General features: G+C 50.7%; 13 protein-coding genes. 6 read left to right on the top strand and 7 right to left on the bottom strand.

The window, feature by feature from the left end; translation table 11 throughout:
* Positions 1-3: 3 nt before the first annotated feature.
* From ACI1P2_RS09300 to nspC, 5 genes are all read left to right on the top strand, one after another.
* Entirely contained in the window at positions 4-1,089 is a 1,086-nt protein-coding gene (locus tag ACI1P2_RS09300) for a taurine ABC transporter substrate-binding protein (protein ID WP_355318999.1), read from the top strand.
* 51 nt (positions 1,090-1,140) lie between these two features.
* The gene (locus ACI1P2_RS09305) at positions 1,141-1,998 is read left to right on the top strand and encodes an ABC transporter ATP-binding protein (protein WP_355319001.1); all 858 of its coding nucleotides are present in this window, start codon (positions 1,141-1,143) and stop codon (positions 1,996-1,998) included.
* Between the two features lie 18 nt (positions 1,999-2,016).
* Positions 2,017-3,144, top strand: a complete 1,128-nt coding sequence (gene ssuD / locus ACI1P2_RS09310) for an FMNH2-dependent alkanesulfonate monooxygenase (protein ID WP_355319003.1) — start codon at positions 2,017-2,019, stop codon at positions 3,142-3,144.
* 598 nt (positions 3,145-3,742) lie between these two features.
* Positions 3,743-4,981, top strand: coding sequence for a saccharopine dehydrogenase family protein (locus tag ACI1P2_RS09315; protein WP_355319005.1), 1,239 nt, complete (start codon positions 3,743-3,745; stop codon positions 4,979-4,981).
* A 1-nt stretch (position 4,982) separates the two neighbouring features.
* On the top strand, positions 4,983-6,110 hold the full coding sequence (gene nspC / locus ACI1P2_RS09320; protein ID WP_355319007.1) for a carboxynorspermidine decarboxylase: 1,128 nt from the start codon (positions 4,983-4,985) through the stop codon (positions 6,108-6,110).
* 154 nt (positions 6,111-6,264) lie between these two features.
* On the opposite strand, the gene ACI1P2_RS09325 is transcribed toward nspC, so the two are convergent.
* Positions 6,265-7,209, bottom strand: a complete 945-nt coding sequence (locus ACI1P2_RS09325) for an alpha/beta hydrolase (RefSeq protein WP_355319009.1) — start codon at positions 7,207-7,209, stop codon at positions 6,265-6,267.
* Between the two features lie 74 nt (positions 7,210-7,283).
* Positions 7,284-8,132, bottom strand: a complete 849-nt coding sequence (locus ACI1P2_RS09330) for an SDR family oxidoreductase (protein WP_355319011.1) — start codon at positions 8,130-8,132, stop codon at positions 7,284-7,286.
* A 178-nt stretch (positions 8,133-8,310) separates the two neighbouring features.
* On the opposite strand from ACI1P2_RS09330, the gene ACI1P2_RS09335 reads away from it, so the two are divergent.
* Entirely contained in the window at positions 8,311-8,688 is a 378-nt protein-coding gene (locus ACI1P2_RS09335) for a MerR family transcriptional regulator (protein ID WP_355319013.1), read from the top strand.
* Between the two features lie 256 nt (positions 8,689-8,944).
* Here ACI1P2_RS09335 and ACI1P2_RS09340 read toward each other — a convergent pair whose 3' ends face one another.
* From ACI1P2_RS09340 to ACI1P2_RS09360, 5 genes are all read right to left on the bottom strand, one after another.
* Positions 8,945-9,577: a DapH/DapD/GlmU-related protein gene (locus ACI1P2_RS09340; protein ID WP_355319014.1), complete on the bottom strand. Its 633-nt coding sequence runs from the start codon at positions 9,575-9,577 to the stop codon at positions 8,945-8,947.
* Positions 9,578-10,150: 573 nt separating this feature from the next.
* The gene (locus ACI1P2_RS09345) at positions 10,151-11,149 is read right to left on the bottom strand and encodes a Gfo/Idh/MocA family protein (RefSeq protein WP_355319016.1); all 999 of its coding nucleotides are present in this window, start codon (positions 11,147-11,149) and stop codon (positions 10,151-10,153) included.
* A 27-nt stretch (positions 11,150-11,176) separates the two neighbouring features.
* Entirely contained in the window at positions 11,177-12,019 is an 843-nt protein-coding gene (locus ACI1P2_RS09350; protein ID WP_355319018.1) for a sugar phosphate isomerase/epimerase family protein, read from the bottom strand.
* A gap of 23 nt (positions 12,020-12,042) precedes the next feature.
* Positions 12,043-13,017 carry a Gfo/Idh/MocA family protein gene (locus ACI1P2_RS09355; RefSeq protein ID WP_355319020.1) on the bottom strand — a complete coding sequence of 325 codons (975 nt, stop codon included), beginning with the start codon at positions 13,015-13,017 and terminating at the stop codon, positions 12,043-12,045.
* Positions 13,018-13,029: 12 nt separating this feature from the next.
* Positions 13,030-14,049 (bottom strand): Gfo/Idh/MocA family protein, encoded by a 1,020-nt coding sequence (locus ACI1P2_RS09360; protein WP_355319022.1) that lies wholly within the window; start codon positions 14,047-14,049, stop codon positions 13,030-13,032.
* Positions 14,050-14,058 lie beyond the last annotated feature (9 nt).

Below are 14,058 nucleotides of genomic sequence, written 5' to 3' on the forward strand. Positions count from 1 at the left end.
CATATGAATCATTTCCCCTTAAAATCATTCCGTTTGGCTTCTGCCTTCCTCCTGCTGGCTATCATGCTGCTGGCGGCAGGCTGCGACAAACCCGCCAATGAGCAAGCAAGCCAAAACGAAGCCTCCTCCCCCACATCCGCCAATGGCTCTGGCAGCAGCGAGCTTCCAAAAGAAATCCGCATCGGCTACCAGGTATCTCCGAACGGGGAGCTGGTCGCTAAAGCGCTCGGCCTGGCCGAGAAGAAATTTCCCGGGGTCAATATCTCGTGGCTGAAATTCGACTCCGGACGTGATGTGAACACGGCGATGGCAAGCGGAAGCATCGACTTCGGGCTTGTCGGCACTCCTCCGGGCGCTTCAGGCATCGCGCAAGGCTTGCCGAACAAGGTCTATTACATTCATGACGTCATCGGCGAGAGCGAAGCGCTTGTCGTACAGGGAAGCTCCGGCATTCAATCCCTGCAGGATCTGCAAGGCAAAACCATGGCTACAACCTTCGGCTCGACCTCCCATTTCAGCCTGTTGTCGGCGCTCAAACAAGCAAATATAGATCCGGCCGGCATCAAGATCATTGACATGCAGGCTCCCGACCTGCTTGCGGCCTGGCAGCGCGGCGACATTGATGGCGCATACACCTGGCAGCCTGTGCAATCCAAGCTGCTTGCCGAGAATGGAAAAGTCATTATTACCTCCAGGGAGGTCGCTGATAAAGGAGCCCTAACAGGCGAATTCGGCGTAGTCCATGACGACTTTGCCGCCAAATATCCGCAGGCCGTCAAGCTCTATATTGAGGTTCTGGATGAGGGAACAAAGTATTACCAGGATCATCCGCAGGAAGCGGCCGAAGCTTTATCTCAGGAGCTTGGCTTGTCTGCAGAAGAAACACTGAAAGCTATGAACGAAATTACCGTTCTGGATGCAGCGGCTCAGACAGACCCCAAATATTTAGGAACCCCCGATCAGCCCGGACAATTCGCTGCATTGCTGAAGCAAACGGCGGATTTCCTTGTGGAGCAGCAATCACTCAAGAGTGCGCCTGAGCTTGACGTGTTCCAGAAGGCGCTTCTTAACGATCTGTATACAAAATAGCGAAAGATAGTTTCAGAACTGGACAGCTTCAAAAAGAAAGGCGGAAGAAACATGAGCGTAGCAAGCCAAGCCCCTCTCACAGCCGATACGAATTCAATTCAGCAAGCTTCATCGGCCTTGGATGTGATACCATCCGGCGTGCAATTGACGAACCTCTCTCTAACGTATCACCAAGGAAATGTCGCAATCCAGGCTTTGGAGCGGATTGAGCTATCCTTTGCGCCGGATGATTTCGTGTGTGTGCTCGGACCTTCAGGCTGCGGCAAATCATCGCTGCTTAACATTATCGCGGGATACTTAAAGCCTTCCAGCGGGTACGTCTCCATTGACGGCGAGGTTCATACCAGGCCAACGCCCCAGGTAGGTGTCGTTTTCCAGCATGCGAATTTGTTCCCGTGGTTATCGGTAGCCGGCAATGTAGAATTTGGGCTGCGGATGGCTGGTATGCCCAGGAAGGAACGCAGAGAGAAAGCCGCTCGCTACATAGAGATGGTTGGACTTGAGTCCGCTGCCTCACGGCTGCCTCATCAGCTGTCCGGAGGCATGAAGCAGCGTACCGCACTTGCGCGGACATTGGCAACAGAGCCCAGAATCGTATTAATGGACGAACCGTTCAGTGCATTGGACGCGCTTACCCGGGAAACCATGCAGCAGCATGTACGCCAAATTTGGCAGCAATCACGCCGCTGCTTTTTCTTCATTACACACGATGTGGATGAAGCGCTGCTGCTGGGCCGGCGCATTATCGTCATGCAGCCGAATCCCGGCAGAATCGTTCAGGATTTCAGCAACCTTCTTCTTCACGATTCAGAAATGCCTGCCTTTCAAGACTTGCGTTCAGACAAAGATTTTACCGAATTACGTCAGCATTTGGTGTCTCTGATTGGCAGCAGTCATATTATAAAATAACAGGAGTGTTCACCCGACATGGAGATGTTCTGGTATTTGCCCACCATGGGAGACGGAAGATATTTGGGCACAACCCGAGGAGCCAAAATAACCGACCTGCATTACTTCAGACAAATCGCCCAAGCCGTCGACCGGCTCGGTTACTCCGGTATGCTGGTGCCTACCGGTCATGCCTGCGAGGACGGCTGGGTCGTAGCCTCAGCGCTCATTCAGGCGACGGAGAGATTGAAATTTCTGGTGGCCGTTCGCCCAGGCGGAATATCGGTCAGCATTGCCGCCCGAATGGCGGCATCCTTCGAACGGTTATCCTCCGGCCGGCTGCTCATTAATGTCGTAACGGGCGGTGATCCGGTAGAAATGAAAGGAGACGGCATCTTCCTCTCTCACCGTGAAAGGTACGAAGTCACGGATGAATTTCTCCAGGTGTGGAAAAGGCTCATGGCTGGTGAGAGCGTCACGTTCCAGGGGAAGCATATTCATGTGGAGGGCGCCAAGCTGCAGTATATTCCCTTTAACCGGCAGTCTCCCCCGCTGTTTATCGGTGCTTCTTCCGAGGCCGGGCACGAGGTCGCCGCGAAGCATATCGATACCTATCTGACCTGGGCTGAGACACCCGCCATGGTGGCAGAGAAGATTGCCGACGTAAGAGCACGCGCAAGCCAGCATGGCAGAAGCATCAAAATCGGTCTGCGTGTGCAAATTATCGTACGGGAAACGGCCGAGGAAGCGTGGGATGCAGCCCGCAGGCTCATTCAGCATGTCACTGAGGAGGATGTCGAGGAGGCACAGTCGCTGCTTGACCGCTTCGATTCCGTCGGGCAGCGGCGCATGACCCAGCTTGTACGCCAGCATCGGAATGAGCTTGAAATCATCCCCAATTTATGGGCAGGTATCGGGCAAGTACGGGGAGGTGTCGGTACGGCATTGGTCGGCAGTGCCGAGGAAGTGGCGGAGCGTCTGCAGGAATATGCCGCTCTTGGCATTGATACCTTCATTTTGTCAGGCTACCCGCATCTGGAGGAGGCTTACCGCATCGCTGAATTGCTGTTTCCAAGACTCCCGGTTACCTACTCTCAGCCCCCGGCAGAAACCGAATGGACAGCGATGGGCGAGCTGCTGGCCGAGAATCGAAAACCAAAACCATAATTAGCTTAATAAAAATTAAGGGCAAAAACCCAAATATTTTTTGTTGCAATCTCAAATGAATGTGATAATATATGAAGTGCGTGAAATTTGGAAAGCTGATATTCTGAATATCCGGGATCTTTCCAAGCAGATAATTTTTGACCACTCCTTAAGGATGTTAAGGCCATACGGACAGCCGGGTCAAATGCCGATTGGCAACTTTGTTGCCTTATTGATTGAGTTAAAAGCTCAAATTTTATAAGTTGGTTACTTTACAACCAGTGCATATGCACATCAACTTGTGAAACGATCAATAAGAGTGGTAAAAGTAATTATTTGCTATATAGACTCTGATCCTTTATTGATATATTCCGAATATTAAAAAGCTTTCTAACAAAAGTCCTGTTTTTATGACGTATTGATGCTGAATACTTTTGTTACGGGGTTACCCTGTGCTTTTTTAATATGAATGATTATATCGAAGCAAGTGTGATGCGCGAGTGATGCGTTTTTGCACTTGCTTTTTTGTTGTCAGAAATTGCAGGTGCAGGCCGCACGTTAGTATCGATGGTATGGAATTCCGCTTTAAACAAATCTATTACAGTTAGGGGATTGAGAAATGGCAAAAGCACTTATTATCGGCGCCGGGGGCGTAGCATCAGTAGCGGTTCACAAATGTGTTCAAAACAGTGAAGTATTCGAAGAAATCTGCATCGCCAGCCGTACAAAATCCAAATGTGATGAGCTGAAAGCGAAGCTGGACGGCGGCAAAACGAAAATTACCACTGCACAGGTGGACGCCAACAATGTGGAAGAACTGGTTGCCTTGATTAACGAAGTGAAGCCGGATATCGTCATGAACCTGGCTCTGCCTTATCAGGATCTGACCATCATGGATGCTTGCCTTGCCACAAAAACACACTACATGGATACAGCAAACTATGAGCCGGAAGATACGGCCAAATTTGAATACAAATGGCAATGGGAGTACAAAGAGCGCTTCGAGCAGGCTGGAATTACAGCTCTGCTGGGCAGCGGCTTTGACCCTGGCGTAACAGGCGTATTCTCCGCTTACGCGCTGAAGCATTATTTTGATGAAATCGAATATATCGACATTCTGGACTGCAACGGCGGCGACCATGGCTATCCGTTTGCTACCAACTTCAACCCTGAAATCAATATCCGCGAGGTTTCCGCGAACGGAAGATATTGGGAGAATGGTGAATGGATCGAAACAAAGCCGATGGAAATCAAGCGTGAGTACAACTTCGCTGAAGTTGGCGAAAAGGATATGTATCTGCTGTACCATGAAGAGCTTGAATCCCTGGCCAAAAACATTCCTGGACTGAAGCGCATCCGTTTCTTCATGACCTTCGGCCAAAGCTATCTGACACACCTGAAGGCTCTTGAAAATGTAGGAATGACTTCCATCGAGCCGATCGAATTCGAAGGAAAACAAATCATTCCACTGCAATTCCTGAAGGCTGTGCTTCCTGATCCGGCTTCCCTTGGACCGCGTACAGTAGGAAAAACAAACATCGGCTGCATCTTCAAAGGGAAAAAGGACGGCAAGGACAAAACATACTATGTTTACAACATTTGTGACCACCAGGAGTGCTATAAAGAAGTGGGCTCCCAAGCCATCTCTTACACAACCGGCGTTCCTGCCATGATTGGCGCAGCCATGGTCCTGACCGGCAAGTGGAATAAGCCTGGCGTATTCAATATCGAAGAATTTGATCCGGATCCATTCATGGAAGAGTTGAACAAATGGGGACTTCCGTGGGTAGAAGATTTTAACCCGGTGCTTGTTGACGAACTGCCTGCAGAAGAAAAAGAGTCGGAGCTTGTTCGCTAAAATGCGATTCGAGGAGCTGCCTACGCCTTGTTATGTCGTTGACGAAGAGCTGATCGAAAAAAATCTGAAAATCCTGAATGGCGTTATGCAGCGTACAGGAGCCAAGATTGTGCTGGCGCAAAAAGCGTTTTCCATGACAACCATGTACCCCCTCATCGGAAAATATTTGAGCGGCACAACCGCGAGTGGTTTATTCGAAGCACGTCTGGGTTATGAGGAAATGGGCAAAGAAAACCATGTCTTTGCCCCTGCTTACCGTGAGGATGAAATTGATGAAATTATATCCATTTGTGATCATATGATCTTCAATTCCTTCTCACAGCTGGAGAAATTCAAGAACAAAGCCCTGCAGGCCGGCAGAAAAGTGGGCTTGCGCATCAACCCTGAATGCTCCACGCAAGAAGGGCATGAAATCTATGATCCATGTTCACCGGGCTCCAGATTCGGTGTGAAGAGCGGGGATTTCCGTCCGGAGTTGCTGGAAGGTGTCTCAGGACTGCACTTCCATACCCTTTGCCAGCAAAACTCGGACGATCTGGAGACCACACTGAATGCCGTGGAGGAAAAGTTCGGGCAATGGCTGCCGCAAATGGAATGGATCAACTTTGGCGGCGGTCACCATATCACAAGAGAAGATTATGATATCCCGAGACTGGAAGCTTGCATTAAGCGTATGCAGGATAAATACGGCCTGGAAGTCTATCTGGAGCCGGGAGAGGCCGTTGCGCTCAACGCAGGTTATCTGATCACATCGGTGCTTGATCTTCATAAAAACGGAATCGAGATTGCCATTCTGGACACCTCGGCCACCTGCCATATGCCTGATGTGTTGGAAATGCCCTATCGCCCTCCCCTCCTTGGTTCAGGCGAACCCGGCGAGAAGCCATTTACATATCGCCTGGGCGGGCAAACCTGCCTGACCGGCGATGTGATCGGAGATTATTCCTTCGACCAGCCGTTAAAGAGCGGCGACAGATTGGTTTTTGGCGATATGGCGATTTACTCCATGGTGAAAACCAACACCTTTAACGGCATGGCTCTGCCGGCCATTGCAGTAAAGCATAAAGACGGTGATTGCCAAGTAGTGCGTGAATTTGGTTATCAGGATTTTAAAGTGAGATTGGCTTAATTGAACTGGAACATCATACACGTTAATCTCTGTGCGGACACTCTGTCGGATTAGAGTATCCGCACAGAGGTTTAAAAAAACCGGATTCGAACATGAATCCGGTTTTTTTCATAAATTCGACCGTCCCGCCGCAGAGCGCTTTGAATGTAATCAATCATTGGTGTAAGGCACGCTGCAAAGCCTCTTTATATTCTTTTACAAATCTCTGGCTGATCTCGGCAGCAGGAGCGTATTCCTCAAAGCCGTGGAAACATCCGGGGTATAAATGAAACTCTGTTGGCACGCCGGCCTGCGTAAGCCTTAATACATAATCAATGATTTCATCACGGAATGGATCCAGGTCACCAACACATGTGTATGTAGGTGGAAGCCCTGACAAGTCGGTTGCGCGTGCCGGAGCAGCATATGGGGATACTTCACGGTTTTCTCCTAAATACATTTCCCATCCAAGCCGGGTTTTGGCTTTACTCCATACCCTTTCATCTCTGATTTCATTACTGGATTTGCTTGTGCCCCGGTCATCCAGCATGGGGTAAAGAGGCATTTGGAATGCGATAGAAGGCCCCTTGCGATCTCTTGCCAAAAGAGAAAGCGCAGCCGTTAATCCACCGCCGGCACTGGGACCAACCACGGCAATTCGGGATGAATCCACCCCCAGTTCCTCAGCATGTTCAGAGAACCATTGAAGTGCAGCATAACAATCTTCGAGTGGAGCCGGAAAAGGATGCTCCGGGGCCAGTCGATAATCCACGGACACGATGACGCAATTGAGCTCCGGTACCAGTTGCTGCATGACAGGGTCCATCATATCGGCAGAACCAAGGATATAACCGCCACCGTGAATATACAGGACACCTGGCAGGATTTCATCCTTTACTCTTGGCTCATAGATTTTGATACGGACATCCGGGCCTCCTGCTGCTCCCGGAACATACCACTCTGAAGTTAGGACTGCATCGTTCACAGGCAGAGATGCAGCCAGGCCGGCAAACATTTCGTGCATCTCTTTCCTTTTGGCACCTAAATTCTCTCGGGTATACATGACTTCCGGTAAAACTGAAAACAATTCTTTAAGTTCAGGGTGCAGTTTTTCTTCCATAAACCAACCATCCTTCGTTAACAGTGTCACAAATTGATTTTTCAATGCCCACTCTCTTGTAAAGCGACGTTAACCTACTTTTCATGCATAGCTCGCCAAGCAGTTTGTCCCATCAGGTCCCGCATGGAGGTCAAGTACTCTTCTTCCGATTGGGAAAATCTCAGCTTGGCCATTTCTTCCGCGTCCGGACCTGCGATATAACGCAGCCGGTCAGACTCGTCGCAGGCGGCATCGTAAACCCGCTCGGCAACCTGCTTCTCATCCGCATCTTCAAACGGATAGTTCATCATGGCTTGCATCATATGAGCATAGTAAAACTGGTACGAAGAGGGAATGGACACGTCCTGGGATGCGGACATGGTGTTCGAGGTAAAGCTTGTGGTGCGAATGGCTCCCGGCTCCACCAGTTTGACGGAAATATTTTGCGATTCAAGCTCGTACGAGAGCGATTCCGTCAGCCCTTCGATCGCATGTTTGGACGCAACATAAGCGGCCAGAAGCGGAGTTGCCGCAAAGCCGACGCTCGAGCTGATATTCACGACGGTTCCGCCGCCCTGCTCGCGAAAATGTGGCGTAATCGCTCTAATCACGTTCATGACGCCAAAGACATTGGTCTCGAATACCCCGCGGACTACATTCATAGGCGTCGCTTCGAAAATCGAGAGGATGCTGACGCCGGCGTTGTTCACAACGGTGTCGATCCGGCCGAAGCGAGCAGCCCCTGCCGCAATTGCCGCCTCGATGCTGGCGGGATTGGTAACATCAAGTTCCGTTACGAGGATCCGTTCGGGATATTCCTCTGCTAGGCGCTGGTCCGGTTTGCGCATCGTCGCCACCACATTCCATCCCTCATCAGCAAATTTCCTAGCGGTAGTGTTTCCTAATCCAGTCGAAGAGCCGGTGATCAACACAGTTTTTATCATTGAACGATCTCCTTCTAATCATTTTTTGTTTCTAAACGTAGCTTACCGGGCCGTAGCGGCTCTAAGTCAACTCCATATAGCTCCCCCTTATGGATAAAGGATTTATTTTGACCGGACACAGGTTCGGACTGTACAATTTGTTAGAGCAGCTCTAATCCCCGATAGGCGGTGAATGATAATGGCTTTTACTGTTAAGGAAATTTCACAAAAAACGGGCATTTCTCCGTATACCCTGCGTTTTTATGAGAAAGAAGGCGTGCTGCCGGTTGTTGAACGAAATGCGAACGGGGTGCGCAAGTTTGATGAACATTACATCGATTGTATAGAGACGGTACAAGCCCTGCGTTCAACAGGTTTACCGCTGGCAGAAATAAAACAGTATGTGGAGCTTTATAAAAGCGGGGATAGTACGTTGCCGGATAGGAGAATCATGCTGGCTCGTCAGAAAAGCAAAGTCGAGGAACAAATCTCACTTCTCATGAAGACTCTTGAAAAGCTTAATTACAAGCTTGCGTTAATCGATGCCCAGGACAATAAATTCGAAAAGCTGCCTTAGCCTTGAATTTTAACCGGTAAACCCGGCATTTATAACACTAGCTTTGAGGTCGAAGGTATTACAGAAGAAGGGCGTCCTTTCCGCCGCACCCTTGTTCGTTCCTTTTATATTGATGCTTCAGGACACCAATACTGATATTAATCCTGTCTTTTTAGCGATTGAGATCCCGAAAAACGGCAGCCATGGACGAGAAATAATCCGTCCTTGACTGCCGTTCTCCATTTTTTCAGAGATGCAGATAACCTTCTTGTGCAAATCAGCCATATTTCTTAACAAAGCTGTGTACATCGTTCAGCTCGTGGAACCGTTCGATGAACAGCTCACGCGGCCAGTCCCACCAGGCAATCTGCAGCAAACTGTCGACAATCTCCTTCGGGAAACGGGTTTTGATCGGCTTGGCTGTCACTCCGACCACGATCGTGTACGGCTCAACGTCCTTCGTCACGATAGAGCCGGAGCCAATGACGGCGCCTGTTCCGACATGGACACCTTTCATCACAATCGCTCCGTGGCCGATCCACACATCATGGCCGATGGTGGCGCGGTTTCCCCTGCGCCGGTTGTAGACTTCCTCGTCGTACGTTTCCCCAAGCCCGTATTCAGGCTGATAGTAGGTAATATGATGCTGTGTCACCCGCTCCATGGGATGGTCGACCGGATTGATGCATGCGTGGGAGGCGATGGAAGTGAATTTGCCTACTTCGGCGTAGTTGATGGTAACGCCATCCATCGTATAGGTGTAATCCCCGATCTCGGCTTCAATCAGCTTGTTATCAGGTCCGATCGATGTCCATTTACCGATAAGACTGTTCACGATACGGCTGCTTTCGTGTATACGGGGTTTGACCGACAACGGCGGTTGAGGATGGACTTGATGAATGGGAAACATTTGTATGCAGCTCCTTTTCTACTCAACCTAAAATCGGTGTTTGACTAGTGGGGAAGCCTCAAATGATCAATCAATCCGGAACATTTTCTGGGCTAACGGTTGTCATCACGCTTATTCGGGCGAAAAAGCGGAGGTTTCATTTTTAACGGTTGTAGGCGAGCTTATTTGGGTGAAACCGCCTCTTTATCGCCAAAAAACGGGAAATAGGCTCGCCAGCAACCGTTACATTTTGCACCCTCTTGTTTTTGCCCAAATAGCATCGCTCACAAACGTTAGATTTTATTTCACTCTTTTACGCTGTTGCCCTGTCCCCCAGTCAAGCACCAATTTCGGTTTTGAGCTTCCTTTTCAGGAAATAGAATCTATGATTACGGTCTTTATGGATCAACATTAACTTGATGCCAAGCTGAAAGGGTTATCCCAGTGTAAAAATTCTTCCTGAGACGAAGTTACCCCACAACAGTGGACAAAAAAAGCCCTGATTCATCAATGTTTCCAATGAATCAAGGCTTTGGATTTCATTCAATAGCCACTTTGACTAATTTCAAATTTCAAGGCAGCTCCCTGATCACCCTAAGTCCGTGAGATGCCAGACTCAGGCTTGAATCCTTCCAGCTTAATGGGAACACCTGACTTGGCGGATTCGTTCGCCCGCAGCGTAACCTCCAAAGTCCGCATGGCGTCTGTATACGAAGATAGAATCAGGCTCCGTTCCCCGGTTCGCACCGCTTCAATGAAGGCATCGTCCTGTGCTTTGTAAAAATCGGTATCCCTCTTAAACGATTGTGTTCCTTCATCATCTACAATCGTCAATTCGGATCCGTCAATGACCACACGGAAACCGCGGCCCAGCAGCTCAATGCCTGATCGATGATCCGGCTGAATGCAGGTGCTGTCGATATGTCCGATAGCACCCGATTCGAATACAACGCTGACGGAAGTCACGTCAGGCGCATTCATGCCGTCCATATTTTTCATGAAGCGCAGATCCATACGGGCATACACTTCACTCATCTCACCGGCAAGATAGCGGACGAGATCGACCGTATGCGTCGACTGCTCCACGAGCTGGCCGCCCGATTTGCTCATATCCCGCCACCACGGTGTCTCCACAAAGGATGACAAATAGTGAGCCCGCACCATACCGATTTCTTTGTCCTGCAAATATGATCTGGCGATCCGGACAATGTCCATATAACGCAGGCAGTATCCTGAGCCATGAATAATGCCTGCCTTTTCTATCGCCGCTGCCTTCCTCTGTACGGATGCCATCTCCAAGCCAAGAGGTTTTTCCACAAACAGATGAATTCCGCGCGCCGCAGCCTGCTCCTCAATCTGTCCATGCGCAAACGGCGGTACACAGACAAAGACGGCATCCAGTTGAGCTTGCTCGAACATATCATCCGCCTGCTCATAATATACTGCTCCAACGGCAGCAGCTCTCTCTTTCCCGAGCTTACGGCTCACGTCACACACCGCAGCAACTTCAACAGAACCGTTCGCTGTCAGATTGTCCAAATGAGCATGCCCAATGCCGCCTGTTCCGACTATGCCAACTCTCACTTTATCCATATGGAATGATTTCAGCCTCCTTCAATATTACTCCGTTACTCCCGCAGGCATCTGTTCGATAATACAATCCAGGTGACGCGCCGTATCAAAAATCATTTGCAGCGGAGCATGCTCATAGGCAGTCAGCTCTGCGGTAAGCACATCATCATAGCCGATGTCCTGCAGTGCTGCACGCACCGCAGTCCAGTTCACATCCCCGCTTAACAGCGGCACGAATCCGTTGATATTGCCGACGGCTCTGCTGAAATCCTTAACATGCACTTTGCGTATGCGCGGACCGAGAATACGGATCCATTGCTCGGGATAGCCGAACTGCAGCACATTGCCGACATCGAAATAAGCGCCTACCCGGGAGGACTGAAATTCGTCAATGTAACGCGCCATTTCGAGCGGGGACAGCAGAAATTTATTCCATACGTTCTCAATTCCGATGGACACACCCAGCTTTTCCGCCAGCGGAAGCAGCTTCCCGATCTCCTCCTGGCTGTTCCGGTAGCAATCATCATAGGAGGTGTTTTCATCCACGGAACCGGGAACGACAAGTATCGTGTCCATTCCCAGGGCTGCAGCCAGCTCCAGTTGTTTAGCAACGATCCGTGCGCCTTCCTGCCGGACAGAGGCGTCTCCCGCAGACAAAGGTGAATCCCACAGCATACCCGTCGACAGACTGAGCAGCCGGATTCCGTGCCGCTGTGCAAGAAGCCCGATCTCTTCCGCTTCCGCCGCCGTCGTATCCATCGTCAGCCCCGTACCACCGGCCGGGTACAGATTGAGTTCAACCGCATCAAATCCAGCCTCTTTACTGACGGCAAACACCTTTTCCAGCGGTGTCCCGTCCGGAAATCCCCATTGATTCATTGCTTTCAGCATAAATCGTTCATCCTCCCTTTTGGTTACAGCCCGGTAGCGACAGGTTCCTTAATCCTCGCGGATTGGTAAGCGGCGAGCGCCACTTCCACAGCTCTCATGCCGTCCTCTCCGGTAATCGGCGCTTTGCCCTCCCGGATGGCGCGCACAAAACCGGCGATAAGCCCTTCATCCATATCGTCACCCCAGAACGAGTGCCGGTACCCGTGTTGATCGGTATGCACATGCAGCTTCTGGTCCAGAGCATCAATGCTTATCGTCCCTTCGGAGCCGACAATTTCCAGCGTAACGTCTCCCCAGGTCGGGAAGGTTTTGTTGCGTGACCAACTGCAGTCGAGCGTGGCGAATATTCCATGTTCAAATTCCATCGTCAGGATGCCGCAATCGTCAATCGGGGTATCGGAGAAATGAGTGTCGATCTCCGCATACACCTCCTTCACCTCATATCCTGTGAACCAGCGCATAATATCGACGACATGCACGGTATGATCCATGACCGCACCGCCGCCCGACAAGGCTGGCTCCACGAACCACCCTCCCGGATTTTGTCCGCGGTTCGTGCCTCTCATGGCGAGGATGCGTCCAATTCCGCCTTCATCAATCATTTCTTTCGCCCTTACGATGCTGGAATTGTAGCGTACCGGAAAGGCTGTCTGCAGAATGACACCATGCTGCCGGCACACTTCGATCATTTCGAGGGCATCCTCCACATTCGTGGCCAAGGGCTTCTCACACAGCACATGCTTGCCTGCCTTGGCGGCGGCGATGACATGCTCTTTGTGATTTACATTTTCCGACGTCACAATGACACCCTCGATATCCTGCTGCAGCAGCTCATGGTAGTCGGTGTACAACTGCGTACCGAATGTCTCGGCAAATTGCTTGCCGCGAGCGGCATTGTCATCGGCAATACCCGCAAGCACGGCGCCGTCCAACTTCTGTAATGCTGATGCATAGCTATAGGCATGCATATGTGCGAAACTGATAATTCCGATCTTCATCGTAGAGCCCCCTTAAGATTGATGCTGCAGTGCGGATGGTTTATGAATCAGCGTGACCGGTTTGCCCGTTTCCATGGACTCCAGTGCGGCCAGCGATATGCGAAGGGCCTCCAGGCCGTCTTCCGCCGTGATCTGCGGCTCGTTTCCGGTCGCAATACAATCCATGAAATGCTTCAGCTCACGATAATAGGTGCCTTCACGGAGCGGACTTTCCGGTACGGCCACCCCCGGTCTCCCTTGCACCCCGTTGCGGCTTACGGCCGTAACCGGATTATCACGAGCACTGTCAAACTGAAGAACCCCATTTTTCCCCGCGATTTCAAAACTCATGGCAAACGATTCATGCGCCCACGTCCCTTCGACATGCGCAATGACTCCGCTCTGGAAGCGAAGCGTGACGAGCGCATAATCGATCTGGCCGTATACACGTCCGCGCAAACTTTTCGCATAAACTCTGTCCACCTCGCCGAAGCACCAGCGCAAATAATCGAAATCATGAATGATCATATCGAGCGTCAGCCCGCCGCTTAACGAATAGTCTGCGTACCAATTGTTCCACGCCCGCGGAAAAGTGCCGCCCCGGGAAGTCCTCACAACACCGATCTCGCCAAGATCACCCGCTTCAATAACCGTTCTGGCCTGCGCATATTCAGGGAAGAAACGCAGCACATGCCCGACAAACAGCTTCACTCCGTGCTGCTTGCATACCGCGATCATCTCTTCCGCATCCGCAAGATGACGGGCGAGCGGTTTTTCGCAGATGACATGCTTGCCCGCCTGTGCAGCCTGCAGCACATATCGTTTATGAAGATAAGTAGGCAGACACACATCCACCACATCGACATCGTCCAGAGCCGATATCGCTTCCTCGTAGGAAGCAAACGCGCGGGCATGCACCTCATCTGCCAGCGACTGTGCCCGTTCCGCCTGGATATCGACCACTCCTGCCACTTGTACGCCTTCCATCTGTTCATAAGCCTGAGCATGTGTACTGCCCATTGTTCCTGCGCCAATCAACAAAACCTTGATCACAGTTCCCAT

It is taken from the genome of Paenibacillus jiangxiensis, assembly GCF_046098255.1.
GTDB classification, from domain to species: Bacteria; Bacillota; Bacilli; order Paenibacillales; family Paenibacillaceae; genus Paenibacillus; species Paenibacillus jiagnxiensis.

Excerpts from the sequence above, each read along its gene's own strand:
- ACI1P2_RS09300 (WP_355318999.1), top strand. The coding sequence starts at position 4 with ATGAATCATTTCCCCTTAAAATCATTCCGTTTGGCTTCTGCCTTCCTC.
- ACI1P2_RS09305 (WP_355319001.1), top strand. The coding sequence starts at position 1,141 with ATGAGCGTAGCAAGCCAAGCCCCTCTCACAGCCGATACGAATTCAATT.
- ssuD (WP_355319003.1), top strand. The coding sequence starts at position 2,017 with ATGGAGATGTTCTGGTATTTGCCCACCATGGGAGACGGAAGATATTTG.
- ACI1P2_RS09315 (WP_355319005.1), top strand. The coding sequence starts at position 3,743 with ATGGCAAAAGCACTTATTATCGGCGCCGGGGGCGTAGCATCAGTAGCG.
- nspC (WP_355319007.1), top strand. The coding sequence starts at position 4,983 with ATGCGATTCGAGGAGCTGCCTACGCCTTGTTATGTCGTTGACGAAGAG.
- ACI1P2_RS09325 (WP_355319009.1), bottom strand. The coding sequence starts at position 7,209 with ATGGAAGAAAAACTGCACCCTGAACTTAAAGAATTGTTTTCAGTTTTA.
- ACI1P2_RS09330 (WP_355319011.1), bottom strand. The coding sequence starts at position 8,132 with ATGATAAAAACTGTGTTGATCACCGGCTCTTCGACTGGATTAGGAAAC.
- ACI1P2_RS09335 (WP_355319013.1), top strand. The coding sequence starts at position 8,311 with ATGGCTTTTACTGTTAAGGAAATTTCACAAAAAACGGGCATTTCTCCG.
- ACI1P2_RS09340 (WP_355319014.1), bottom strand. The coding sequence starts at position 9,577 with ATGTTTCCCATTCATCAAGTCCATCCTCAACCGCCGTTGTCGGTCAAA.
- ACI1P2_RS09345 (WP_355319016.1), bottom strand. The coding sequence starts at position 11,149 with ATGGATAAAGTGAGAGTTGGCATAGTCGGAACAGGCGGCATTGGGCAT.
- ACI1P2_RS09350 (WP_355319018.1), bottom strand. The coding sequence starts at position 12,019 with ATGCTGAAAGCAATGAATCAATGGGGATTTCCGGACGGGACACCGCTG.
- ACI1P2_RS09355 (WP_355319020.1), bottom strand. The coding sequence starts at position 13,017 with ATGAAGATCGGAATTATCAGTTTCGCACATATGCATGCCTATAGCTAT.